The sequence below is a fragment of the Faecalispora jeddahensis genome (genome assembly GCF_000577335.1).
Lineage (GTDB): Bacteria > Bacillota > Clostridia > Oscillospirales > Acutalibacteraceae > Faecalispora > Faecalispora jeddahensis.
Genome location: NZ_CBYL010000048.1, coordinates 1 through 23,646, shown reverse-complemented (window position 1 = coordinate 23,646; position 23,646 = coordinate 1). Strand labels below are relative to the sequence as shown.

The following is a 23,646-nucleotide window of genomic DNA, read 5'->3' as shown; positions in this document are numbered from 1 at the left end:
TGGTCCGAGTGGCGAGACTTGAACTCACGGCCTCTTGACCCCCAGTCAAGCGCGCTACCAACTGCGCCACACCCGGAATTGCAACGTGGATTATTTTATCATACTTGCAGGCAAAACGCAATCCTTTTTTTGAGAAATTTCGAATTTTTTGCGGTTTGCGGGTCGGTAAAATCGGCAGAATAGATAAGAAGCTTGATTTTCCATACTTTGCAGACTAAGATAAAGGAAAGAGAATGGACGATGGGAGGATTCTGAATGACAAAGATGGAGCAGTTTCAGCAGATGATAGACGAAAGCAGCCGGATTGTGTTTTTCGGCGGAGCGGGGGTATCCACAGAAAGCGGGATTCCCGATTTTCGCAGTGTAGACGGCCTGTATCACCAATCGTTCCGCTATCCGCCAGAGGAAATGCTGAGCCACAGCTTTTATGTGCGGCACACGGCGGAGTTTTTTGATTTCTACCGCAAAAAGATGCTGTGTTTGGATGCACAGCCAAATGCAGCCCACCGTAAGCTGGCAGAGCTGGAGCAGGCGGGCAAGCTGTCGGCGGTCGTGACTCAGAACATTGATGGCCTGCACCAAAAAGCGGGCAGCAAGCGCGTATACGAGCTGCACGGCTCTGTGCACCGCAACTATTGCCAGAAATGCCATAAAGAATATGATGCCGAATTTATTCTGCACAGCGAAGGAATTCCCATCTGCACCTGCGGCGGTACGATCAAGCCCGATGTGGTGCTGTATGAGGAGGGGCTTGACCAGGATGTGATCAACGGTGCGGTCACGGCGATCCGCAAGGCAGACATGCTGATCATTGGCGGAACGTCGCTGGCTGTGTACCCTGCCGCCGGGTTGATCCACTATTTTGGCGGCAGCCGTCTGGTCGTGATCAATCGCTCTTCTACGCCCGCGGATCAGAGCGCGGCGCTGATGATCAGTGACCCGATCGGTGAGATCTTCAGCCAAGTAAAAATTACCAAAATTTAACATAATTTTTCCAGAAGAAAATGCCTGTTTTTGGTTGACATAATCTTCCTGATGGTCTAAGATGAAGATAACTAAGGAAGGAGACCTCAGCAAAGATGAAACAATCAAAAAGCTCGAAATCAAAATCAACGAAACGTAAGATTGTATCCGCAGCTGCCGTGTTGCTGGCCGCTGTGCAGATGTCTGCCACGGCTTCTGCGGCGGTGCCGGTGTTCGGGCAGCTCAGCCTGACAAATCTGGTAGCGACCTCTCTGATGAGCGATTACAGCAGAACGGTAGCGCCCGGTCTTGTGGAAACAAGATTCACCTATACAAATTTAAGTTGTAAAATCAATGAGTGCTTTATGCTGGAATACGAGCCCTCAGCGGGACAGATTGGCATTACGGTTGGCACACCCGGTGATACTACATATGCGGGCGGCTATCACGCCGCTACGGTGCGCGCGCAGGCTGCTTCGGCCATGGCAAACGGAAAACCGGTCGTCGCGGCGATCAACGGTGATATGTTCAATATGACCACGAATCAGCCGTGGGGCGTTGTCGTCAAAGACGGCGTTGAGGTACAGGGCACTGTGTCTTCCCGTGCCTATCGCTGGAACTTTTTCGGAATTAAGAAGGACGGCACTCCGGTGATCGCTTCGAATGCAGATTACCCGCAGATGAAATCCGAGCTGCAGAACGCGATCGGCCTGTATGATACGCTCCTTGTTAAGGACGGAAACGTCGTCACGCAAAAGGATGCGGATCAAAGAACCTATTCGCCGCGGCTTGGCGTTGGCCTTCGTGCCGATGGAACCGTGTTTTTCGTAATGGTAGACGGCCGTCAGTCCCAGTATTCTACAGGGGCGACGCTGAAGGAATTTGCCCAGCTGATGAAGGACATGGGAGCGGTGCAGGCCGGCAATCTGGATGCGGGCGGTTCCGCTACGCTGCTCAGCCGCAATTACGGCAACAGCACGCTGTTGCTGCGCAATAAGCCGTCCGACGGCAAGGAGCGTCCGGTTCCGAACTCCCTGCTGTTTGTGACCAAGAGCACCTCGATGTAATCGAAAACAGGGCTGTTTATCACAAGCTCTGTTGGTAAGATCAACGCAATTGTCTATTGGAGGAAAAGCGGGCTGCGGCTGTGTTCAAAATTCTGGGAATACGTCCTGTATTCCTGCGCCGCCGCCTTGTCTCGCTTTGTTTTCTAAAAATATCGGCTTTTTGAATTTACAAATAAATCCGAAAAATTGCAAAAAAAGTCTCCTTTCCCTAAAAAGCGGATCCTCATCCGGCTGATTGGGGAAAGGAGTTTTTTCTTTAGCTGGCGGACTTCATTTCCAGCCGGAGCTTATCGCTGATCATGGCGATAAACTCACTGTTAGTGGGCTTTCCGCGGGTGTTGTGAATCGTGTACCCAAAATAGGAATTCAGGATGTCGATGTCGCCTCTGTCCCAGGCTACCTCAATGGCATGGCGGATAGCACGTTCCACACGCGAGGGCGTAGTCTCGTACCGTTTGGCCACACTGGGGTACAGCTGCTTGGTCACGGCATTGATAATGTCTGGTGTCTGCACGGCCATGATAATAGAATCCCTCAGGTAATGGTATCCCTTAATATGAGCCGGAACACCGATCTGGTGAAGGATTTCTGTGACCTGGATTTCAAGAGAGGGTTTGCCTTTTGGTGCCGGTACCGAAGCCTGTTCCGATTTTGGGGCGATACTGCCGCATATTTTTAAGATTCTTTGAGCCAGTTCCTTTGCGTCAAACGGTACGATTACAAAATATGCAGCTCCGGAAAGCATTACCTCACGCTCCAGCGTGGGGCTGCTGAATGTAGACATGACAATGAAGGAAGGCGCCTTAGAGGCGTACTTTTTTCGAATCCCATGAATGACTCCGATCGCATCCAGTCGGGGCATGAACAGGTCCACAAGGACGACGTCAGGTTGTTCGAGATCAATATGGTCCAAAACCCTCAGTCCATCCTTTGGAGAATAGACGACATCAATACCCGCAACTTCAAAATCATGAGAATAGCTTCGAGCAAATTCGTCAGTGTCATTAGAAATCAGCAGTTTTAAATGTTTTTCCATGAACATATCCCCCTGTTTTTTAATTTACAGGCTTATAATACCATATATTGGCATTTATGGCAATACCTTACACAATATTTTTTACGCGAATTTGGTAATTATATTTCAAAATAGTAAAAAATTTCGTTTTAAGATGCCTTTTCCGTGCTCTCCAGACTCGTTTTTTCGGAGATTTCCAGCATGTTTTCTGCCAGAATTCCGTAGCCGCGCGTGGGATCATTGACAAATACATGGGTTACGGCGCCCACTAATTTTCCGTTTTGCACAATAGGGCTGCCGCTCATTCCCTGAACAATTCCTCCCGTTTTGCTGAGCAGATCAGGATCGGTCACTTTAACGACCAAATTCTTCGTTTTGGTGCCGTCCTGATAGTTGATCGATTCGATTTCAATGCCATAAGGTCTGGGCGTTGTTCCGTCCACTGTGGTGTAAATCTGTGCAGCGCCTGTTTTCACTTCCTGCTTCACGGCAAGGGGGATAGCCTCGGTAGAAACAGGAGAGGAATTCAGCGTGCCGTACACACCACCTTCGGAATTGGCCTGCAGCTGTCCGACAGGGAAATCGTTGTTGAAATAGCCGCGCAGTTCGCCTGCACGGCCCTTTTGGCCCTTGACAATACCGCTGATGGTCACGGAAACAACGTCGCCGCTGCGAAGCGGCATCAGCTCATTCGTGTCCACGTCGCAGATGCCATGGCCAAGACCGCCGAACGATCCGTTCGACGGATCATAAAAAGTTACGGTGCCGATACCGGCAGTGCTGTCACGTACCCAAAGGCCGCCCTTATAACTTCCGTCCACATCGGACAGAATAGGGGTAAGAGTTGCTGTGAGCGTTTCTTCATTCCGTTTAATGGAAAGCTCGACCGGTGCGCCGGCGCTGCTTTCAATGAGCTTCGCCACCTGGCTGTTCTGGGTAACGCCTTTTCCATTTACCTCGGTAATGATATCGCCCACCTTCACGCCCGCCACAGCGGCGGGATTGATCATTTTTCCGGCGCTTTCAATGTCGGCAACGCCAACCACCATCACGCCGTTTGTGAACATTTTGATGCCGAAAGGAGTACCGCAAGGCACCAAAAGCTTTTCCTGCACCACTTTCACGCTGACTGTTTTGATGGGGATTACATCAAACAGCATCAGTTGAGCATGGTAATTTTGGTTTGCGGATTTTAAAGCGGACGCGGTAATTTCTTTTTTGTTTACCGTGTCGATGATGCTAAGGCCGGTCTGGTTCAGCCGCAGCTTGGTTCCCGCAGTCACGCGGAACTGATCAGGCAAGGTGTAGTGGTAGTATCCCACTGCCGACCCTGCCAGCAGAGTAAGTGCGGTAAGCCAGCCGGTCAATCGTTGAAAAAATTTTTTTCCTTTTTTCAAACATTCACCTCCTTTCGCATTTAATCTTTGTCAAATCGAAAGTATTTATGTTGTCAAATCCGCTTTTTTCTGGGCAAATATGGAAGGAATGATCGACTTCTTCATACGGTCGGCGGCGAATGTCAGAAATTTTTAAAATTGGCTCAAATTAAGCCGTTTAAAAAGAAAATGATTTTTGATCGATGAAATTTTTGGATGAAATTTTGTAAAAATCCCCGCCGACGATTGCCGGCGGGGATTTATCTGTTTTATGGGTTTCTTTGTACGATTTGACTTATTTGAAGAGAGTGATAGGGTCGATCAGCTTACCGGATTTTTTGATTTCCAGATGCAGATGCGGCTTTTCCACCGATTCGATCGGTACAACATTGACCGAGCCAATCTTCTGTCCTGCGTCTACTTCATCGCCCTTTTTCACCAGGAAGGTGTCACCCAGGCCACAGTAGTACGCGGTGATTCCGTCACTGTGCTCAATTACGGCAACATTGCCCAGATTGCCGTCTGCGTACAGATCCTTGACCTTTCCGCTGTCGATGGCTTTGACCGGGTCGCCGATCTTTGCCTCAAAATCTGTGCCGGAGTGAACACGCCAGTCCTGCATCGTGTCGGAAAAGATGGGGTTGTCTCCGCTATAATTTTTGGTAACTTTCGGGGTTTCCCCAACCGGGTAAACATAAGATGCGGGTTTGGCCGCCGTCTGTTTGGCGGGCTGCTCGGGTTTGGACGAAGCGGTCTTGTCCGGTGCCTGAGACGAAGCAGCCGGTTTGGAAGAAGACGGAGCGGCGGATTGCGGCGCGCTGGCCTGCGGCTGAGACGAAGCCTCTTCCGCCTTGCTGCTGGCATAAACACCTGACTGCGTGCGTCCGGTGGGCGAAGTGGAATACGAGGACGTATCCTGAGGATTGGCATATTTCACGACACTGTCATACGTAGTCCAGGCGGCAACACCAACGGCAACCAGGCAAACGCCCAGCGCGACATAAAAACCCTTGTTGTTTTTCTTTGGGGATTGATTTTCTGATTTAAAATGCAGACTGCTCATCTGTAAAAGCACCTCCGAGGCTATTTTGACCAGAAAAAACACCAAATATGCCGTTTGAAACAAAAAGTGACGCAAAAAAGAAAAAAGACCGAATCCAATTGATTCGGTCTTTTTTCGTTAGCTTGAGGGGTATATTGAGGAGGGTAGAACTTTGTATTCTGATGGTGCGGCTCCATCGTCTGAATACACTCATATTATAATTTGAATTCGCGGGGCAGTTGTTAATACGCTATGAATATTCTTTTAACTTTTGGAGTCATGTAATTTTGCATTAAAATAAGATGAAAACAGCTCTTAAAACAAAAAAATTGTGAAAAATCCGCAAACATTTGTTTGCAATCTATAGGGCCCTGTGGTATGATAAGGTTGACTTGGAATACCTGGGAGGAAATGGGATGAAAGGACTCAGCAGCAGCCAGAAAAAAATATATGAGTACTTAAAAGATAGAGCACAATATGGCCTGCCGCCCTCCGTGCGGGAGATTTGCAAGGCAACCGGCCTGAAATCCACTTCGACCGTTCACCTGCATCTCAAAACGCTGGAGGATATGGGCTACATTCGGCGCGAGGCCGGCCTCAATCGCGCCATTCATATTGAAGGCGCCGAGCAGGTAAGCCGTGTGCCGATTTTGGGCAGAGTGACCGCCGGCGTGCCGATTCTGGCCGTGGAAGAGGTCGAGGGCTACCTGCCGCTGGTAGGGCACCGTTACCCCGAAAAGGAGCTGTTTGCGCTGCGCGTGCAGGGCGACAGCATGAAAAACGCCGGAATTCTTGACGGGGATTACATTATCGCGCACCGCCAGGATGCGGCGGAAAACGGGCAGATCGTTGTCGCGCTGATCGACGACGAGGCTACGGTCAAGCGGATTTTCTTTGAACAGGAATACATCCGCCTGCAGCCGGAAAACCCCGCGTTTTCTCCGATCTTTTCTCAAAGCGCTCTGGTGCTTGGCCGCGTGATTTCTGTTTACCGCTATTACTAAAAAGGGTACCACTTGTGATGCGCTGTTGCTTTGCCATATCAAAGACAGCGCAGATTTACGGGCAAATTGCCCTGGCAGACGGTGAAACAGGAATTGGGAGGAATTCAATTAGCATGTTGTCATTTGAAAATGATTATACGGAAGGAGCGCATGAAAGAATTTTACAGCGCCTTCTTGACACAAATTTAGAACAGTTATCGGGATATGGAAATGATCCATATTGTGAAAGCGCAAAAATTAAGATCAGGGAAGCTTGTCAATGTCCGCAGGCAGAGATTTCGTTTCTGGTTGGCGGAACACAAACAAATGCGATCGTCATTGATGCGCTGCTCAAACGATATGAGGGTGTTGTGGCGGCCAAAACGGGCCATGTGAGCGTCCACGAGGCAGGCGCGATCGAATATACAGGGCACAAGGTGCTGGGAATACCCCAAAACGACGGGAAAATTTCAGCCGGTACATTGGAAAGCTATTTACAGGAATTCTGGAAGGACGAAAACCATGAGCATATGGTGTTCCCGGGAATGGTTTATATTTCTCACCCGACAGAATACGGTACCTTGTATAGCAAGCAGGAGCTGAGCGACATTTCCTTAGTTTGCAGAAAGTTTGAGATCCCCCTGTATTTAGATGGAGCGCGTCTGGGCTACGGTGTAATGAGCAAAACAACGGATGTCACTCTGCCTATGATTGCCGAATACTGTGACGCGTTTTACATTGGCGGCACAAAGGTCGGCGCGTTATGCGGCGAAGCGGTGGTATTTACAAAAAATCATATGCCCCCGCATTTTATGACGACCGTAAAACAGCATGGAGCGCTGCTCGCGAAAGGCCGCTTGCTGGGAATCCAGTTCGATACATTATTTACGGATGATTTGTATTTCAAAATCAGCAGGCATGCGATTGAAATGGCGGAACTGCTGAAGGACGGATTTCGCAGAAAAAACTGCACGTTTGCCTGGGAATCCCCGACCAATCAACAGTTTATCGTTTTGCAGAATTCCGTCATGCAAAAGCTGCAGGAGAAAGTTGCGTTCAGCTTTTGGGAAAAAGCCGATGAAGAGCATACGGTTGTACGATTTGCCACAAGCTGGGCCACAAAAGAAGACGATATCGCAAGATTGATCGAAATGCTGAAATAATATATGAATCGATCTTGCTGCAAGTTTTGATTTGATGGTACGACGGTACATTGGTGGATATTATAATGTAAAAAAGCCGCAGAACAAACCTGTTCTGCGGCTTTTGTGTATCACGTTTTCATAAAAATGTGCCGTTTCGGCAGAACTCTTCCCGCTATTGTGTGCGTTCCACTTTTTTTACAACGGCCCGGGTACCGCGCTTTTTCTGACAGTCAGGGCATTTTCCGTAGATCGTCAAGCTGTGGCGCTCGATCTCAAAGCCGGTCGCCTTTGCGAGCTGAAGCTCCAGCGGAGAAAGCGGGCAGTCGTCCAGCTTGATTTTTTTACTGCATCCGGTGCAGATTAAATAGTGGTCGTGGCCCTTGGCCAGCGTATAACGGATCACGCCGTCTTCAAAATTGATTTTTTGCAAAACCCCGGAGGAGGTAAAGCGCTCCAGATTGCGGTATACGGTAGAAAGAGCCAACTGGGGGAAAGAGGGCTTCAGCAAAACGAAAATATCCTCCGCCGAAACGGGATCCGGGCTGTTTTCCAGAAAACGCAGAATCGCTCCGCGCTGCTTTGTGTTTTTCAGTTCTGCCATTTTTGGTTCCTCCTTGCAAAAGAAAAGGAAATCTGCCCCTCAGACTACTAAACCATCGCGCTGCCGCAAAATAGCGATGTTCGTTTTGCCTGCTGTGTGCCGTATGCCCACAGGGCAGCCGCATCTGCAAATTGCGGTCACATACCAAGTATGCTCTCTGATTTGCGGGTTTGCCGCCTTGCGCGATTTTTAGTAGTATGCCTCTGTTTTTCGGCACGCTGAGGGAATCCGACTCTTTCTGTATGTAATCATAGCGCGGATTTGCAAAAAATGCAAGCGGGCGCATATTCACTATTGGGAACTTTTCGTGTATAATATCCGCAGAGCAGATTATGATACCGTCAATTCAAAAAATATACCACAACGGCGCGTCGCGCCTGTGGTATAATAGGGCTGATTACGATTGACAGCCCATTTGCTTTAAAAGAGACTTTCTATAGAAACGTTGATTTCTTCCCCCGCCGTGGGCGGAAAAGAAATCAACGGCCTGTTTTAAAGTGAAATTTATCATAGGTTGGAGGCTTTCAGCTTTGGAAAAAATATATCTGGACAACGCTGCCACCACCCGTGTGTGCGAGCAGGCGGCAGAGCGTACGCTGTATGTGATGACACAGGCGTACGGCAACCCTTCGTCGCTGCACACCATGGGCTTTGAGGCGGAGCGCGAGATGACCGCGGCTCGCCAGGCGGTTGCGGACAGGCTTTCGGTGAATCCTTCCGAGATTTATTTTACCTCGGGGGGAACGGAAGCAAATAATATTGCGCTGTTTGGCGCCGTGAAGCGCAACGGCAGGCGCGGCAAGCGCATCGTTACAACGGCGGTGGAGCATCCCTCCGTACTGCGCGTGATGGAGCAGCTTGAGCAGGATGGCTTTACGGTGGAGTACCTGATGCCGGATGCCACGGGGCACATCTCGCCGGAGCAGGTGGAGCAGGCCATTACCGGCGATACGATTCTGGTGAGCATGATGCTCGTCAATAACGAAACCGGCGTGCGCATGCCGGTGGAGGCGGCAGCGGAGGCGATCCGCCGCAGCAAATCCCCGGCGATTTTGCATGTGGACGCGGTGCAGGCGTTCTGCAAGGTTCCGATCAAGCCCGCGCGCGTGGGGATTGATCTGATGACGGTTTCTTCTCACAAAATTCACGGGCCAAAGGGCGCCGGCGCACTGTATGTGGCGGGCCAGAAAGGTTTCCCGTCCAGAAGCTTCGGCGGTGGGCAGGAAAGAGAAGTGCGCCCCGGCACCGAGCCGCTGCCGGCCATCGCCGGGTTCGGTGCGGCGGTGCGTGCGATGCCGCAGCCGCAGGAGCTGAAAGCGCATTTTGAAACGCTCCGCGCCGCTCTGCGCGAGCAGCTTAGCGGACTTTCGGGTGTTGTCATCCATTCGCCGGAGGACGCGATGCCTTACGTATTCAGCTTTTCGGTTCCGGGCATCCGCGCCGAAACGATGCTGCATTTCTTGTCTTCGAAAAATATATTTGTTTCAAGCGGTTCGGCCTGCTCCAAGGCAAAGCCGAGCCATGTGCTCACAGCCATGGGTCTTGCGCCCGAGCTGGTGGAGTCCTCTTTGCGGGTGAGCTTTTCCCGCTTTACTACAACGGAAGAAATCGGCGCTCTTACGGCCGCACTGAAGCAGGGCATGGAGCAGCTGGTGAAAAAATCATAAGGAGTTTGTATGAGAGAGATCATTTTAATTAAGCTGGGCGAGCTGGTGCTCAAAGGTTTGAACCGAAAGAATTTTGAGGCGTCGCTCGTCCGGAATATCCGCCACCGCATCGGCAGATTGGGCAATTTCGACATCCGCGTGGCGCAGTCTACCATCACCATTTCCCCCAAAGGGGAAGAGGATCTGGATGAGGTTGCCGAGAAGGTCGGCAAAATTTTCGGCATCGCCGCGTTTTCGCGCGCGTGCGTGGCCGAAAAGAACATGGAATCCATCCTTTCCGCGTGCGGCGAGTATCTTTCCAGCGATCTGAATCGCGTGAAGACCTTTAAAGTGGAAAGCAAGCGCTCCGACAAGAGTTTTCCCCTGAAATCCCCTGAAATTTCTGCTGAGGTCGGGGCATATATAATGGAGAACTTTCCCCACCTGACGGTCGATGTGCACAATCCCGACCTGGTGGTGATGGTAGAGGTGCGCGATTTTGGCGCGTACATTCATGGAAGCTCCATTCCCGGCGCGGGCGGAATCCCTGTCGGCACAGGCGGAAGAGCGGCTCTGCTTATTTCCGGCGGCATCGACAGCCCCGTGGCGGCGTGGTGCATGGCAAAGCGCGGCGTGGAGCTGGTTCCCGTCCACTTTGCAAGCCCTCCTTATACCAGCGAGCGCGCGGAGCAGAAGGTGGTTGATCTGCTGACCAAGGTCAGCGACTATTCGGGCCGCATGATTCTTCGCGTGGTTCCTTTTGCACATATTCAGGAAGAGATCATGGCGAAATGCCCTGAGGAGCTTTTCACGATCATCATGCGCCGTTTTATGATGCGCATTTCAGAGCGGATCGCGGTGGATAACGGCTGCGAGGCCCTCATTACCGGCGAGAGTCTGGGCCAGGTGGCCAGCCAGACAATGCGGGCCATCGCCTGCACCGAGGCGGCGGTGGATATGCCGGTGTTCCGGCCGCTGATCGGCATGGATAAAACGGAGATCATCGCGATTTCCCGCAAAATCGATACCTTTGAAATTTCGATTCAGCCGTTTGAGGACTGCTGTACGGTGTTCACGCCGAAGCATCCCCGCACCAAGCCCAACCTTTATTTTGTGGAGCAGGCGGAGCAGCAGCTCGACGCTGATGCGCTGATCGATGAATGCGTTTCTCAGGTAAAGCTGATCAAAATCGGATATGATCATTCGCTCGCCTAAAAAGATTTTTTATGGGGATCGCAGTTTTCCCCCGCCGAAGGCGCAGGAAGAATGCAATCATTTTTTTGATGAAATCGCAATATTATATCCAGGAGAATAAGGAGATACCAATTTTATGAAAGCGGAAATCATATCAGTAGGAACCGAGCTGCTGCTCGGCCAGGTCATTAATACCGATGCTTCCTATGTAGCGCGGGCTTTGTCCGAGCTGGGGATCGATATGATGTTTTCCTGTACCGTGGGCGATAACAACGGCCGTTTGAAGGAGGCGCTCACCCATGCGCTCGAGCGCAGCGATCTGGTCATCACCACAGGGGGCCTTGGCCCGACAGAGGACGATCTGACGAAGGAAACGATTGCCGAATGCGCCGGTGCACCCCTTGTCGTGCACGAAGAAAGCATGAAGCGCCTCAAGGAGCACTTCAACGGCAGATACATGGGCCAGAACCAGATGAAGCAGGCGATGCTGCCGGAGGGCTCCACCGTTCTGCTGAACGACCGCGGCACCGCGCCGGGCTGCGCGGTGGAGACCAAAGAGGGCAAGATCATCATGATGTTCCCCGGCCCGCCGTCAGAGCTGATTCCCATGCTGCATAATTACGGGATCCCGTTTTTGATGAAGCGTGAAAACGCAAGCATCTTTTCCATGAATGTGCATGTGTTTGGCCAGGGCGAGGGTGCTGTTGCAGAGATGCTCTCCGACATGACGGACGCTTCGAACCCCACGGTTGCCACCTATGCCAAAGAGGGCGAAATGTATGTACGCGTTACCGCTAAGGCGGAAAACGCACAGAAGGCGGAGGAAATGTGCCGCCCGGTCGCGGAGCGCATCCGCGAGCGGATTGGCGACTGCGTGTACGGCATCAATGTCGACAGCCTGGAGCAGCTTGCCGTAAACCTTCTCAGTGAGAGAAAGATGACGATCGCGACGGCGGAGTCCTGCTCCGGCGGACTTCTTGCCAAGCGGATTACCGATATTCCCGGCTCCTCTCAAGTGTTTGAGATGGGAGCAGTCACCTATGCCAACCGTATCAAAACGCTGCTGCTTGACGTGCCGGAGGAATTGCTGGAGAAGCACGGCGCAGTGAGTGAAGAGGTTGCGGCCGCAATGGCCGAGGGGGTGCGGAGAAAATCCGGCAGCGACATCGGTATCGGTATCACCGGTATTGCCGGGCCGGACGGCGGTACTGAGGAAAAGCCTATCGGGCTGATTTACGTGGGGCTCAGTGACAAAGACGGCACCGTGGTGCGCAAGGTAAAGGTGTTCAGCCATCGCCGCCCCCGCAGCTATTACAGATACACAGCGGCGTCCTTTGCGTTGGATATGGTTCGCCGCCGCTTGGAGGAGCTTCCTTTATGATGGATCTGAGAGCGCAGTTCAAGGCCGTGGATGCGGTGAGAAAGGGGATGCGCGGTGAGCTGCGCCACCTTTCACCGGTGCCATTTGTTCCGGAAAAGCCCCGGTATCCTGCCGGGCTTTCCCGCAAGCCTTTGCCGCGCTCTACGCCGGAGGCCCAGGGGGTCTCTTCGGCGTATCTGGAGCGTTTTCTCCGTGAGCTCGATGCGTGCCCGGAAATCAAGGTGCACAGCATCGTGATCCTGCGCCACGGCAAGCTGATCGCTCAGGCCAACTGGAAGCCGTACTCCGGCATTTACGCGCAGATGGTGTATTCGCTTTCCAAATCCGTTACCGCAATGGCGGTAGGTATGGCAATCGAAGAGGGCTTGTTCACGCTTGATGACCGGATCGCCGAGCTGTTCTCCGATAAAATGCCGCCCCCGCCGTTCCGTCGGCACAGGGTGGAGCAGATCACCGTGCGCCACCTGCTGAACATGACGTCCGGTATCCGCTTTAATGAGGCAAACAGCGTGTTTGAGCGCGACTGGCTAAAATCCTACCTGACGTCGGACTGCGCGTATGAGCCGGGCGAAAAATTTACGTATAACAGCATGAATTCCTACATTCTCAGCGCGCTGATCCAGCGGAAAACGGGGGAGGGACTGACGGATTACCTGCAGCCGCGCCTGTTTGAGCCGCTGGGCATCGACCATGTGGTGTGGGAACGCTGCCCGATGGGGATCGAAAAAGGCGGCTGGGGATTATTTCTGCGGCCCGAGGATATGGCGAAGCTGGGCCAGCTGTATTTGCAGAAAGGAATGTGGACGGTGGACGGGGAACCCCACCGCCTGCTTTCGGAGCAATGGATTGCGGAATCCACCGATATGGGCGTGCGCACCCTGATGGGCGAGCACGAAACAGCCTATGGCTACCACCTGTGGGAGTTTCCGATTCCGGGAGCCTACCAGTTTAACGGCGTGTTTGGCCAGTATGTGGTGGTGATCCCGCAGATCGATGCGGTCATTGCGATTACAAGCGGCAGTCATGGCCTGTTTGTGGATAAAAGCGCCGAGATCATTCAAAAGTATTTCGGCAGCGACGAAGCTTTTTTCGCGTTCCCGCTTCCGGAGAATATGGGCGCCGCCCGTGCTTTGAAAAAGACAGAGGCTTCACTTGCGCTGTTTCCCGATACGATTCCGGTGCGCAGACGGCGCACGCTGCGGGAGCGGGTGGAGCAGGCGCTGTTCCCACAACGTTCCGTACCGCAGCTCAGTGTGGATGCCAAATGGATCAACGGCCGTTCTTACAAGCTGGAGAATTCGTATGGCACCATTCTGCCGTTTATCTTCTCTGTGGAAAAAGACAGCTTTCTCCCGCCGATTCAGCGGGTATCGTTTGCGTTCGCACCGGATTTTTGTACGATCGAATTTTCGGACGGAGAGGAAAATCAGACCATCCGCGCAGGGCTGGACGGCGAACCGCGCCGAAGTGTGCTGAACATTAACGAAGAGGTCTACGTTACCGGTAACATGGCGCGCCTGACCCGCGACGAGGATGGCCGCCCGGTGTTAAAGCTGTATATTTCCTTCCTTGAAACACCGAATACCCGTGTCATTAAATTCATTTTCAGCGGCGAACGCATTTTGGTCCGTTTTCAGGAGATTCCGTCTGTCGAAAACGCTTCAAAGCTGCTGGCGAGCCTGCTGGGGAATTCCGGTGGCAATATGGAGCGGCTTCTCACAGAGCGCCTGAGCGGCGAACGCGTGCCCGGCTATCTGCGCCGTATCGCTGTGCCGAAGGCCAGCGGCCGACTGGATTTGGAAGCTACTGAGTGATGGTTATATTCTTTTATCTAAATTTTTTCTAAATAATAAATGCATTGGATAGATCTGTATTTTTACATGCAAGTAAGAAAAATACGTAGCTGATGAAAACAGGAAGCACAGGTTTCTATCTGTGCTTCCTGTTTTTGTGGCTCCTTTAAAAATATGATTATTGCAAATTCAAGATTAATTTTAATTAAAAATTTAAAAAAAATAGTTATGAAATAATATTTATTTTAAATATATATATGATATTGACACTATTAATTAACTCCTATATAATTATTAAGAAAAGCGCTTTTTTAAATTTAAAAAATAGAAGGAGAACTTTGATTATGAAAAAACAAAAAGATTTTCAGCGTTGGTTCTCACTCTGGCAGTCGCATTTAGTTCTATATCTTTTTCTTCCTATGCCGCTCAGGCGGAAAAACCAATAGTCAGCAAAGTAATTTCTCAGGAAGAGCGTGATGCAGATATTCAACGACAAGTGGATGCCAAAATTGCTTCCTTACAAGGCCAATATCAATTGGCTTTAAGTGATCGTGATTATACTTATGATACGGAGTATGTTCAAACAAAATATGTTACTAAAGGTGGGTATGCAGGAGGGCAGCCCAAAAATGGTACCCGGTTTCCTACTGGTGGAGGATTTTCCTGGAGCGATGAAGGTGGCCCAGCAATAAGTGCTTCCGTTAGCTTTTCGAAACCTTTCAAGTATGTAGATATTACGATCGAATTAGGCGTAGCAAGTGTTAAGGATGTTACTGGGTATAGTGTAGATGCACCCAATAAAACAAATTATTTCAAGCTATATGTCAGTAAAACAATGGAGGTTCGACAAGCGAATATATATCGGACCAATATTAAAACTGGTAAGACCACGCTGTATATGACAATGTATCCATCTACTCTGGACAGTTACGATCTTTCAGCAAAAAAAGTGAAGTAATCCGTACTAAAGTGTTCAAAAAGAATCTATCTGCCTGTTATGATTTAAGAATTTCTTCCGCAAAGCGCGATTTTAAAGACTTAATTCTATTAAGGAGTGGTTATGGATGGAAAAAATTCCATTCAAAGAACGCTTGTCCCGGTTTTATCATAAAACGCTTCCTTTTCCAATTTTTTTACTGATGGCCATTTTATTTCTTGTTTTATTTGGGGGAATGGCTAATAAGATCGATCAGATTACTCCCTCCGGTACAATTAATGGGTTATATCAATCAAAACCTTTTTCTTCTACGTACTATAATGCTCGGTTTTTTCACAATGAGTTTAAGATTGAAAGACTCGAACGAGGAGGAGAAAGTGACAACGAAGAGAAGGTTTTATTGGAAGGAACCTATGAGCATGTGGAAGAAAATCTATATCTGCTAAAGGCAGATAATCCCTCCAAAAATATAATTGCCGTTTTAGGGAAAGACTCTTTTTATTATTATGACGTGGAAACAAACACGACAGTACGTTTTTTTCGCCATTAGAGAATTAAAATACAGAAAACAGCAGCAGGGGCATTCCGGTTTTGGTATGCCCCTGCTGCTGTTTTCTGTATTGAAATATGATCAATCCACAATAATGCTTTCACCCGTCATTTCAGCCGGCTGCGGCAAACCGAGAATCTTGAGCATGGTCGGCGCAATATCCGCCAGCTTGCCGTTTTCGCGCAGCTTGCACGGATAGCCGACAACGCAGAACGGAACAGGATTTGTGGTGTGAGCGGTAAAGGGTGAACCGTCCTCTTCGTACATCTTTTCAGCGTTGCCGTGGTCCGCGGTGATGATCGCGGTACCGTGCATGCGCTCGATCGCGTCGATCACGCGGCCGACGCAGATATCAACGGCCTCTACCGCGGCTTTGGCTGCATCGAATATTCCGGTATGTCCTACCATGTCGCAGTTGGCGTAGTTGAGAATAATCACATCGTACATGCCGCTGTCGATTTTCTCTACCAGAGCGTCGGTCACGGCGTATGCGCTCATTTCAGGCTGCAGATCATAGGTGGCAACCTTCGGGGAATGAATCAGTACACGGTCCTCGCCGGGATATACTGTCTCTACGCCGCCGTTAAAGAAGAAGGTTACATGCGCGTATTTTTCTGTTTCGGCAATGCGCAGCTGGGTCATGCCCAGATTCGAAAGGTATTCCCCCAGCGTGTTCTTCAGGCTCTGAGGATGGAACGCGACGTCCACGTTCGGCATGGTCGCATCATATTGCGTCATGCAGACGTAGGTCAGCGGGAAGAAGCCCTTGGCGCGCTCAAAGCCGGTAAAATCGGGGTCGACAAACGCGCGGGTCAGTTCTCTGGCACGGTCGGGGCGGAAGTTGAAGAAAATCACGGAATCGTCGGCGGAAATCCGGCCTTCAGGCCCGCAGACTACCGGCATGACAAATTCGTCGGTCACGCCATCCTCATACGACTTGGCAACAGCGGCCACAGGATCGGAATTCTGCACGCCTTCGCCCAGCACCATCGCGTTGTACGCTTTGGAGACACGCTCCCAGCGGTTATCGCGGTCCATCGCATAGTAGCGCCCGGCCACTGTTGCGATTTCGCCCACGCCGATTTTCTGCATCTTGGCAAGGCAATCCTCAACAAACCCTTTGCCGGAGGAAGGGGGAACATCGCGGCCATCGAGCAGTGCGTGAACATATACCTTCGAAAGACCGTTTTGCTTTGCCAGCTCCAGCAGTGCGTACAGATGACCGTTGTGGCTGTGCACGCCGCCGTCAGAGAGCAGGCCGATCAGGTGCAGCGCCGTACCCTTGGCTTTCGCGGCCGCCACTGCTTTGATGAGAGCAGGATTCTTATAAAAATCACCGTCCTCGATTTCCTTTGTGATGCGGGTCAGCTCCTGGTATACAATGCGTCCCGCGCCGATGTTGGTGTGGCCAACTTCGGAATTGCCCATCTGCCCGTTCGGCAGGCCGACATTCAGGCCCGAGGCGCCGATCTGAGTGAGGGGATTTTCGCGGAAGAGACGATCCAGATTCGGTTTTTTGGCGGCCATGATGGCGTTGCCATATTCGGGAGCGATGCCAAAGCCGTCCAAAATCATTAAGATCAGAGGTTTTTTCATAACAGTTCTCCTTTGCGATACAGTTGGGGGTCAACCCTCAGAAGCCGCGCGGACAATTTCCGCAAAGTCCGCGGCTTTCAGCGAAGCGCCGCCGATCAGGCCACCGTCCACGTCGCCCTGCGCCAGCAGCTCTGCGGCGTTTTTGGCGTTCATGGAACCGCCGTACTGAATGGTGAAGGCGTCGGCTGTCTGTTTATCGTAGAGCGCGGCGATCACGCTGCGGATGGCCCTACAGACCTCTCCCGCCTGCGCGGAGGTAGCGGTACGGCCTGTGCCGATGGCCCAGATGGGTTCGTAAGCAATGATGACGCGGGCGAGCTCTTCCTTCGTTACGCCCAGCAAAGCGATTTTTGTCTGGAGTGCGACCAGTTCCTCCGTGATGCCCTGCTCGCGCTGCTCAAGTGTTTCTCCGACACACAGGATCACAGAAAGTCCGGCATCAAGCGCGGCGCGGATTCTTTGATTGACAGTCTGGTCGGTTTCGCCGAAATAGGTGCGGCGCTCGCTGTGCCCGATGATGACATAAGAAACGCCGATGGAGGTAAGCATGTTCGCTGCGATCTCTCCGGTAAAGGCGCCGCTTTCTTCCCAGTGGCAGTTCTGCGCACCGATTTTGATGTTTGTGCCTTTCGCGGTTTCGACTGCCGCGGGAAGATCGATAAACGGAACGCAGGCGACGACCTCGCACGCTGCGTCCTTGACCAGCGGGGCGACCTCAGCCAGCAGCGCTTTGGTCTCCTCGGGATTTTTGTTCATCTTCCAGTTGCCGGCAATAACAGCTTTTCTCAATTCTTTATTCATAGGATTTTCTTCCTTTCTATCGGTACTGGGACGATCCCCAGAAATGGAAAGGTGGGGAAGCCCCGGTCAAAAAAAGGGCAGACTTCCGCCTGCCCTTTCACATCCTCAGTTTTTATCGTTCAGGCAAGCAATGCCGGGCAGCTCCAGGCCCTCCAGGAATTCCAGAGACGCGCCGCCGCCGGTGGAGATATGAGTCATTTTATCCGCAAAGCCAAGCTGCTCCACGGCCGCTGCGGAATCGCCGCCGCCGATGATGGAAACTGCGCCGCTTTCGGCAACGGCTTTCGCCACCGCCACTGTACCGGCCGCAAAGTTTTTCCATTCGCTGACGCCCATCGGCCCGTTCCATACAACCGTTCCCGCACCCTTCAGGGCAGAGGTGAATAACTCCTGCGTTTTCGGCCCAATGTCAAGGCCCATCCAGCCGTCCGGAATCTGGTCGGAATCGGCGACATGATGGTTCGCGTTTTCGTCGTATTTGTCGGCAACCACGTTATCCAGCGGAATCAGGAATTTTACATTCTTTTCCTTGGCCTTTGCCATCATTTCCTGTGCGAGATCCAGCTTGTCGTCCTCGCAGATCGAGGTGCCGATGGAATAACCCAGTGCTTTCATGAAGGTGTAGGCCATGCCGCCGCCGATGATCAGTGTATCCACCTTGTCCAGCAGGTTGCTGATCACGCCGATTTTATCCGAAACCTTCGCGCCGCCCAGAATCGCGATAAAAGGGCGCTTCGGGTTCGCCAGAGCGTTGCCCATGACGGTGATTTCCTTCTGAATCAAATAGCCGCATACGGCAGGCAGGTAAGCTGCCACGCCTGCGGTGGAAGCGTGTGCGCGGTGTGCGGTACCGAATGCGTCGTTGACGTAGATCTCTGCCAGAGAGGCCAGCGCCTTCGAGAATTCCGGATCGTTTTTTTCTTCTTCTTTATGGAAGCGCACGTTTTCCAGAAGAGCGACTTCGCCTTCCTTTAAAGAGGCACAAATCGCTTTGGCGCTGTCGCCGATCACGTCCTTCGCCATCTGCACGGGCTGGCCGAGCACCTTTGAAAGGTATTCCGCCACGGGGGCCAAAGAGTATTTGGGGTTGAATTCACCCTTCGGGCGGCCCAGGTGAGAGCAGAGGATGACCTTTGCGTGATGATCGATCAGGTAGCGGATGGTTTTGAGCGCTTCATCGATGCGCTTGGGGTCCGAAATGTTTCCCTCACCGTCAAAAGGAACGTTAAAGTCGCAGCGGACCAAAACGCGTTTGCCCGCAACATCAATATCTTCCACACTCTTTTTGTTCAGATAGTTCATAAGCTGCACTCCTTATTGTTATGATATATGGATTTGCTTTTAAACAGATTGCTGATTCCTTTCCCCGCCGCTGGTGGGAGAAGAAATCGTTGTTTTTAATAGAGGCCTTTCAAAGCAAATTGGCTATTATCATGATTCAGATTTGGCTGTATGGAATTTGCCAATCAATATTGTTAAATTATTAATTATCCGATTTTATTTTATCCTATTTTTGCCGTCTTTTCAAGTGCACGAACAGGTATAAATTCGATTTGCGAAAAAATTACCATGTAAAGCTGCGCGGGTGACCAATGCGGGTCAAACGGGGGTAATCCCATTGACGCAGCGCTTCGTATACGCCGATCGCCACCGCGTTGGAAAGGTTCAGACTGCGCGCCTCTTCCAGCATGGGGATGCGCACAACGGAATCAGGGTTTTTCTGCAGCAGTTCTTCCGGCAGTCCGGCGGTCTCTTTGCCAAACACCAGGTAGCTGTTGTCCGGGTAAGAAACCTGTGTGTGGGTGCGCGGCGCCTTTGTTGAAAAATAGAAAAAATCCCCGGTATTTTGTTTGAAGAAATCGGACAAAGTAGCATAGTAACGAATATCGAGCAAATGCCAGTAATCCAGCCCGGCGCGTTTGAGTTTTTTATCGTCGATGGTAAAGCCCATCGGCCCCACTAAATGCAGAGTAGCTCCGGTTGCGGCGCAGGTGCGCGCCACGTTGCCTGTATTCTGGGGAATTTCCGGTTCTACCATAACAATGTTCAGGGTCGCCATGATTCGGGGTATCCTTTCGAGTTTAGTTTGGGAATAATTGTCGTTTATCATACCAATCATAATCCAAGCGGGGCAAAAAGTCCATCTATAAATTGCAAATCTGCAGTTAAAAAATGAAAAGCCGTTTCACTTCTGCCGCGGGCGGGAGTAACAACGGATGATTTACAGCAGGGCAGAAAGCCGATCAATAAATTGCAAATCATTCGGAAAAGATAAAGTGTGAAAATTGGTTTTGCCATAATCTTTCTGATTATCTATGGAATCTGGAGGGAATAAATAATGTCGGGTCTGAAAATGATCTACACCATATGGAGGGTATGCGATATGTATAACGAAACAAAGGGATTTGTAAAGGGCATAAGTGCGGGGCTGGTAGCCGGCCTGGCGGTAGCCAGCGTCAGCAGCAAAGCGATGAAAAGCAACCGTCAGCTCAAGCGTACCGCTGGCAAGGCGATGCGCAAAGTGAATGGTGTGCTGGACAACATGGAGTATATGTTCAAATAAACACGGCCCAGGCACGGCTGCCGTAAAACGGATGTGAAATTTCGCACCGTTTTACGGCAGCTTTCGTTTTAGGGAAAATCTGCAAAAAAACGGCACGATTCCCTTGCCAAAGACTTTTGAATCAGATAAACTACTGAATAGAAGATGCTCCCGCCGTGGGTGGGAGAAAGGACGCAGATTTACATCAGATCAGGTGGGCAGGCGGCCCGGCCTTGGGAGGATTTCGAGCCATGCGGGTTTCGGAGCAGGAGATACTGACGATTTATAAGAAAGGATACAGCGCCCTTACTTCGCTGCATGGGGCGTTGTTTCAGGCGCGCCGCGATTTTTTCCAGGGCGAAGTACATAAGGTGAAAGGGCGTATTTCAGACCATGAGGACGGGATGCAGGTGCAGGTGCGCTATGCGATCTCTCCGGGCGGCTTTGTCTGGGAGAAGCACAGCGATCACCGCCTGACGGAGCAGGCAAGTTCCATACCGGGCGGCTGGGCCCTTTCTTTTTATAATGAAAACAGAGGCGTGTGCAGCCGCATGGAATACGACAAGGAGCATCACCTGCAGCGTGTGGAGTATTATGCACCCGGCAGTGAAGTGCAGGAGTCTCTTTCCGTTATAGCGGAGCATTCCGACGAGCTGATGTGGACGCACCGGCAGGAAAACGGGGAGCAAATCCAAACCGTTCTGCGTGCCTGCCCGATTCAAATGGGCACAGCAGAGCAGGCGATGATCGATTCCGAAGCAGGCGAGCCGCAGATCCTCGCAGCGCGGCTGGACGGCGATTTCTGCTATTGCACGGAGGAGGAATACTGTCAGCGTACGGAACTGCAGGAGCGGCTGAACAGCGGCGCGATTCCATCCATTCCCGTGTTTGTACCGGACAAGCCTTCACCCGAACCGATGGCCGCACAGAAAGAAGAGCATGCGGAGGAAGAAGAGCCTTCTCTGATTTTGCTGCAGCCGCAGGAGATCTCAGTTTCTGATTTAATCGAGCAGATTCAAAAAATGGAAGAGAATCTGTATGTGATTCGGGAGCATCTATGCGCCGAATCGGAAAAAATACAGAATTTTCCAAAAAAAGAATCCACCCAGCCGGATGTTCCTGAACCGGTTTGCGAACCGTTTTCGGAACAGCTCGAGGAGTGCGCTCCTGTTCGTTATACGGTGGCAAAACGCGGGGCAGACGGCGCTATCCGCGCGCCGGGCTTTTATTCCGGTACGCATCCCGCGCCTCCGGAGGCCGCTGAGGAAATCCCGCGCGCGGTACAGTCGATCGTCATCAGCCAGACGGAGCGCTACCGCTATTTCGGCGAGCTGCTGGATGGTCTGCGCCACGGGCGGGGCCGCACGGAAATGCCGGACGGCAAAACTGCGTACGAGGGCACCTATTCCCGCGGCAGGCGTGACGGCCTGGGCGCTTACTATTATAAAACAGGCCGGCTGTGCTACGCGGGCGCATGGCGAAATGATCGCCGGGAGGGAGCCGGAGTCGGCTTTCGCCCGGACGGCAGCAGCCTTTACGCGGGCACATGGCGGAACGACCGCCCCAGCGGCTCCGGCGCGGTGATTGGCCCGGACGGCTCTGTCTGCTACGCGGGCGCAATTGAAAATGGCCGGCGCCACGGCGTGGGGGCCAGCTTCCGCACCAAAGACGGCACCCTGCTGGTCGCCCGGTGGCAAAACGGCAGCCCCAGCGGCGACGTCACGCTGTTTGACGCCGAGGGCCGCATCTGCTATACCGGACAGTGGCAAAACGGAGCGCGCCACGGAATTGGCACCTCGTATCTGCCCAACGGGCAAATGCAAATAGAGTTTACCGGCAGGTGGCAAAACGGCGAACCGATTTCGGGGGTCTATTATGAGGACGGCCTGCCCGCGCATGTGCTTTCACCAGAAAAATCCCAAGAAAGCGATGGAAAGAAAAAAGACAGAAAAATGTAATAATTCATAAATTGTTAACATTTCGTCTATGAATTGGACATAACTGATTTTACCAAGGAAAATCCTGAGAAATCCAGGCGTACCAAGGCTTCGCGGGTTGTTAAAATTTCAAAAAAAGGCAAAAATGTCCTTGACAATCTGTCCCCTATCCCTTATAATTCAACTAAACATATAAGCGGTATGGCTGTGTGTTTCTTACGAAACCTTGTTATTTCCGCTTGTCCCGGGGGGCGAAACCCGGGGCTGCCATGTATGTTTACGTTTCATAAGCACAACGCAAATACGCACAAACAAAAACAAATTTTTAAGGAGGACTAAAAAGGATGAACAAAACCAAAAGCAAAGTTTTGTCACTGGTTCTGGCTTCTGCCATGATCGTGTCGAGCTTTTCATCCCTGAACTTCGCTTCTGCAGCGACCAGAACTGAAACTGGTTCTGTGGATGGCCTGAAGGACACCATCTACTTGGTAAGTGACGATACCAAAGAAATTCCTGACATCAGTTTGTCTGAATTGATTGAAAAGGCCGGCGAGAGCGCCGATGTTCAGACCTACGACCGTGAGGATGCGACTGGTGAAGATCTTGTAAAGATTTCCCACGTATCCGGCGACAAGCTCCTTCGTTTTGATGATGACAAGATTATCATCAGAAAAGGTGCTTCCGGTAAAGAGACCATCAACGTTCGTTTCGAGGCTGATTATGATCGTGACGACAAAGAAGTAACCGTAAGAGCTGACAAAGACATCGAGGTTTATGTCGATGTAGAAGGCAAGCTGTTCCTGGGCAAGGCAAATGATCTCGATGATCCTACTGAGAGACCTGGCGATGTTTCGACTGCTGCTCAGAACGATGCAAGCCTAACTGTTGGTGTTTACACAGCGGCTAAGACCACCGGCACACAGGTAGCTACGTATTTGAAGGCCACTGGCTTGGAGACTCTGTACACCAAGGATAGTACTGAGGCTAACACTGCTTACACAGCAGCAAAAGCGGGCTATTTTGTAGTTGCTGATACTAAACCTACCGCAAATGTAAGTGATGCACAGAATCTTGCGG

The 23,646-nt window shown here is 51.4% G+C and carries 20 protein-coding genes, 1 tRNA gene and 1 pseudogene; 13 read left to right on the top strand and 9 right to left on the bottom strand.

Annotated elements, in window-relative coordinates:
• Positions 1–76 (bottom strand) — tRNA-Pro (locus TY09_RS14955).
• A gap of 179 nt (positions 77–255) precedes the next feature.
• On the opposite strand from TY09_RS14955, the gene TY09_RS14950 reads away from it, so the two are divergent.
• The gene (locus tag TY09_RS14950) at positions 256–984 is read left to right on the top strand and encodes an NAD-dependent protein deacylase (protein ID WP_042436084.1); all 729 of its coding nucleotides are present in this window, start codon (positions 256–258) and stop codon (positions 982–984) included.
• Between the two features lie 95 nt (positions 985–1,079).
• Positions 1,080–2,030, top strand: a complete 951-nt coding sequence (locus TY09_RS14945) for a phosphodiester glycosidase family protein (protein ID WP_042436082.1) — start codon at positions 1,080–1,082, stop codon at positions 2,028–2,030.
• Positions 2,031–2,286: 256 nt separating this feature from the next.
• Here the strand turns inward: TY09_RS14945 and spo0A are convergent, their stop codons facing one another.
• From spo0A to TY09_RS14930, 3 genes are all read right to left on the bottom strand, one after another.
• Positions 2,287–3,066, bottom strand: a complete 780-nt coding sequence (spo0A, locus tag TY09_RS14940) for a sporulation transcription factor Spo0A (protein ID WP_009061726.1) — start codon at positions 3,064–3,066, stop codon at positions 2,287–2,289.
• 128 nt (positions 3,067–3,194) lie between these two features.
• Positions 3,195–4,442, bottom strand: a complete 1,248-nt coding sequence (spoIVB, locus tag TY09_RS14935; protein ID WP_042436080.1) for a SpoIVB peptidase — start codon at positions 4,440–4,442, stop codon at positions 3,195–3,197.
• Positions 4,443–4,716: 274 nt separating this feature from the next.
• The gene (locus TY09_RS14930) at positions 4,717–5,484 is read right to left on the bottom strand and encodes a M23 family metallopeptidase (protein WP_009061706.1); all 768 of its coding nucleotides are present in this window, start codon (positions 5,482–5,484) and stop codon (positions 4,717–4,719) included.
• A 395-nt stretch (positions 5,485–5,879) separates the two neighbouring features.
• On the opposite strand from TY09_RS14930, the gene lexA reads away from it, so the two are divergent.
• Both lexA and TY09_RS14920 read left to right on the top strand, forming a co-directional pair.
• The gene (gene lexA, locus TY09_RS14925; protein WP_009061776.1) at positions 5,880–6,467 is read left to right on the top strand and encodes a transcriptional repressor LexA; all 588 of its coding nucleotides are present in this window, start codon (positions 5,880–5,882) and stop codon (positions 6,465–6,467) included.
• Positions 6,468–6,580: 113 nt separating this feature from the next.
• Positions 6,581–7,609: a threonine aldolase family protein gene (locus TY09_RS14920; protein WP_042436072.1), complete on the top strand. Its 1,029-nt coding sequence runs from the start codon at positions 6,581–6,583 to the stop codon at positions 7,607–7,609.
• Positions 7,610–7,763: 154 nt separating this feature from the next.
• Here the strand turns inward: TY09_RS14920 and TY09_RS14915 are convergent, their stop codons facing one another.
• The gene (locus TY09_RS14915; RefSeq protein WP_009061755.1) at positions 7,764–8,192 is read right to left on the bottom strand and encodes a Fur family transcriptional regulator; all 429 of its coding nucleotides are present in this window, start codon (positions 8,190–8,192) and stop codon (positions 7,764–7,766) included.
• A gap of 530 nt (positions 8,193–8,722) precedes the next feature.
• On the opposite strand from TY09_RS14915, the gene TY09_RS14910 reads away from it, so the two are divergent.
• From TY09_RS14910 to TY09_RS14885, 6 genes are all read left to right on the top strand, one after another.
• A complete protein-coding gene (locus TY09_RS14910; RefSeq protein WP_042436070.1) occupies positions 8,723–9,859 on the top strand; it encodes a cysteine desulfurase family protein in 1,137 nt (378 codons plus the stop codon).
• Between the two features lie 9 nt (positions 9,860–9,868).
• A complete protein-coding gene (thiI, locus tag TY09_RS14905; RefSeq protein WP_042436067.1) occupies positions 9,869–11,053 on the top strand; it encodes a tRNA uracil 4-sulfurtransferase ThiI in 1,185 nt (394 codons plus the stop codon).
• 115 nt (positions 11,054–11,168) lie between these two features.
• Positions 11,169–12,413: a competence/damage-inducible protein A gene (locus tag TY09_RS14900; protein WP_042436065.1), complete on the top strand. Its 1,245-nt coding sequence runs from the start codon at positions 11,169–11,171 to the stop codon at positions 12,411–12,413.
• Positions 12,410–14,227 carry a serine hydrolase domain-containing protein gene (locus TY09_RS17745; RefSeq protein ID WP_052335705.1) on the top strand — a complete coding sequence of 606 codons (1,818 nt, stop codon included), beginning with the start codon at positions 12,410–12,412 and terminating at the stop codon, positions 14,225–14,227. Before TY09_RS14900 ends, TY09_RS17745 begins: the two co-directional genes overlap by 4 nt.
• A 349-nt stretch (positions 14,228–14,576) precedes the next feature.
• On the top strand, positions 14,577–15,164 hold the full coding sequence (locus tag TY09_RS14890) for a hypothetical protein (RefSeq protein ID WP_042436063.1): 588 nt from the start codon (positions 14,577–14,579) through the stop codon (positions 15,162–15,164).
• Positions 15,165–15,270: 106 nt separating this feature from the next.
• The gene (locus TY09_RS14885; protein WP_042436059.1) at positions 15,271–15,693 is read left to right on the top strand and encodes a hypothetical protein; all 423 of its coding nucleotides are present in this window, start codon (positions 15,271–15,273) and stop codon (positions 15,691–15,693) included.
• Between the two features lie 81 nt (positions 15,694–15,774).
• Here TY09_RS14885 and gpmI read toward each other — a convergent pair whose 3' ends face one another.
• From gpmI to trmL, 4 genes are all read right to left on the bottom strand, one after another.
• Positions 15,775–17,289, bottom strand: coding sequence for a 2,3-bisphosphoglycerate-independent phosphoglycerate mutase (gene gpmI, locus TY09_RS14880; protein ID WP_042436056.1), 1,515 nt, complete (start codon positions 17,287–17,289; stop codon positions 15,775–15,777).
• A gap of 30 nt (positions 17,290–17,319) precedes the next feature.
• Positions 17,320–18,090 (bottom strand): triose-phosphate isomerase, encoded by a 771-nt coding sequence (gene tpiA, locus TY09_RS14875; RefSeq protein WP_042436054.1) that lies wholly within the window; start codon positions 18,088–18,090, stop codon positions 17,320–17,322.
• 105 nt (positions 18,091–18,195) lie between these two features.
• The gene (locus tag TY09_RS14870; protein ID WP_009062109.1) at positions 18,196–19,392 is read right to left on the bottom strand and encodes a phosphoglycerate kinase; all 1,197 of its coding nucleotides are present in this window, start codon (positions 19,390–19,392) and stop codon (positions 18,196–18,198) included.
• Positions 19,393–19,654: 262 nt separating this feature from the next.
• A complete protein-coding gene (gene trmL, locus TY09_RS14865) occupies positions 19,655–20,149 on the bottom strand; it encodes a tRNA (uridine(34)/cytosine(34)/5-carboxymethylaminomethyluridine(34)-2'-O)-methyltransferase TrmL (protein ID WP_009062112.1) in 495 nt (164 codons plus the stop codon).
• A 279-nt stretch (positions 20,150–20,428) separates the two neighbouring features.
• On the opposite strand from trmL, the gene TY09_RS14860 reads away from it, so the two are divergent.
• From TY09_RS14860 to TY09_RS14850, 3 genes and pseudogenes are all read left to right on the top strand, one after another.
• Positions 20,429–20,653, top strand: a complete 225-nt coding sequence (locus TY09_RS14860) for a hypothetical protein (RefSeq protein WP_035316619.1) — start codon at positions 20,429–20,431, stop codon at positions 20,651–20,653.
• A gap of 212 nt (positions 20,654–20,865) precedes the next feature.
• Positions 20,866–22,590, top strand: coding sequence for an MORN repeat-containing protein (locus TY09_RS14855; protein ID WP_242841512.1), 1,725 nt, complete (start codon positions 20,866–20,868; stop codon positions 22,588–22,590).
• A gap of 323 nt (positions 22,591–22,913) precedes the next feature.
• Positions 22,914–23,646: pseudogene (locus tag TY09_RS14850) on the top strand (hypothetical protein); the annotation flags it as partial.

Bases quoted from the DNA above. Each gene is read 5' to 3' on its own strand.
- TY09_RS14950 (WP_042436084.1), top strand. From the start codon at position 256: ATGACAAAGATGGAGCAGTTTCAGCAGATGATAGACGAAAGCAGCCGG.
- TY09_RS14945 (WP_042436082.1), top strand. From the start codon at position 1,080: ATGAAACAATCAAAAAGCTCGAAATCAAAATCAACGAAACGTAAGATT.
- spo0A (WP_009061726.1), bottom strand. From the start codon at position 3,066: ATGGAAAAACATTTAAAACTGCTGATTTCTAATGACACTGACGAATTT.
- TY09_RS14930 (WP_009061706.1), bottom strand. From the start codon at position 5,484: ATGAGCAGTCTGCATTTTAAATCAGAAAATCAATCCCCAAAGAAAAAC.
- lexA (WP_009061776.1), top strand. From the start codon at position 5,880: ATGAAAGGACTCAGCAGCAGCCAGAAAAAAATATATGAGTACTTAAAA.
- TY09_RS14920 (WP_042436072.1), top strand. From the start codon at position 6,581: ATGTTGTCATTTGAAAATGATTATACGGAAGGAGCGCATGAAAGAATT.
- TY09_RS14915 (WP_009061755.1), bottom strand. From the start codon at position 8,192: ATGGCAGAACTGAAAAACACAAAGCAGCGCGGAGCGATTCTGCGTTTT.
- thiI (WP_042436067.1), top strand. From the start codon at position 9,869: ATGAGAGAGATCATTTTAATTAAGCTGGGCGAGCTGGTGCTCAAAGGT.
- TY09_RS14900 (WP_042436065.1), top strand. From the start codon at position 11,169: ATGAAAGCGGAAATCATATCAGTAGGAACCGAGCTGCTGCTCGGCCAG.
- TY09_RS17745 (WP_052335705.1), top strand. From the start codon at position 12,410: ATGATGGATCTGAGAGCGCAGTTCAAGGCCGTGGATGCGGTGAGAAAG.
- TY09_RS14885 (WP_042436059.1), top strand. From the start codon at position 15,271: ATGGAAAAAATTCCATTCAAAGAACGCTTGTCCCGGTTTTATCATAAA.
- gpmI (WP_042436056.1), bottom strand. From the start codon at position 17,289: ATGAAAAAACCTCTGATCTTAATGATTTTGGACGGCTTTGGCATCGCT.
- tpiA (WP_042436054.1), bottom strand. From the start codon at position 18,090: ATGAATAAAGAATTGAGAAAAGCTGTTATTGCCGGCAACTGGAAGATG.
- TY09_RS14870 (WP_009062109.1), bottom strand. From the start codon at position 19,392: ATGAACTATCTGAACAAAAAGAGTGTGGAAGATATTGATGTTGCGGGC.
- trmL (WP_009062112.1), bottom strand. From the start codon at position 20,149: ATGGCGACCCTGAACATTGTTATGGTAGAACCGGAAATTCCCCAGAAT.
- TY09_RS14860 (WP_035316619.1), top strand. From the start codon at position 20,429: ATGTCGGGTCTGAAAATGATCTACACCATATGGAGGGTATGCGATATG.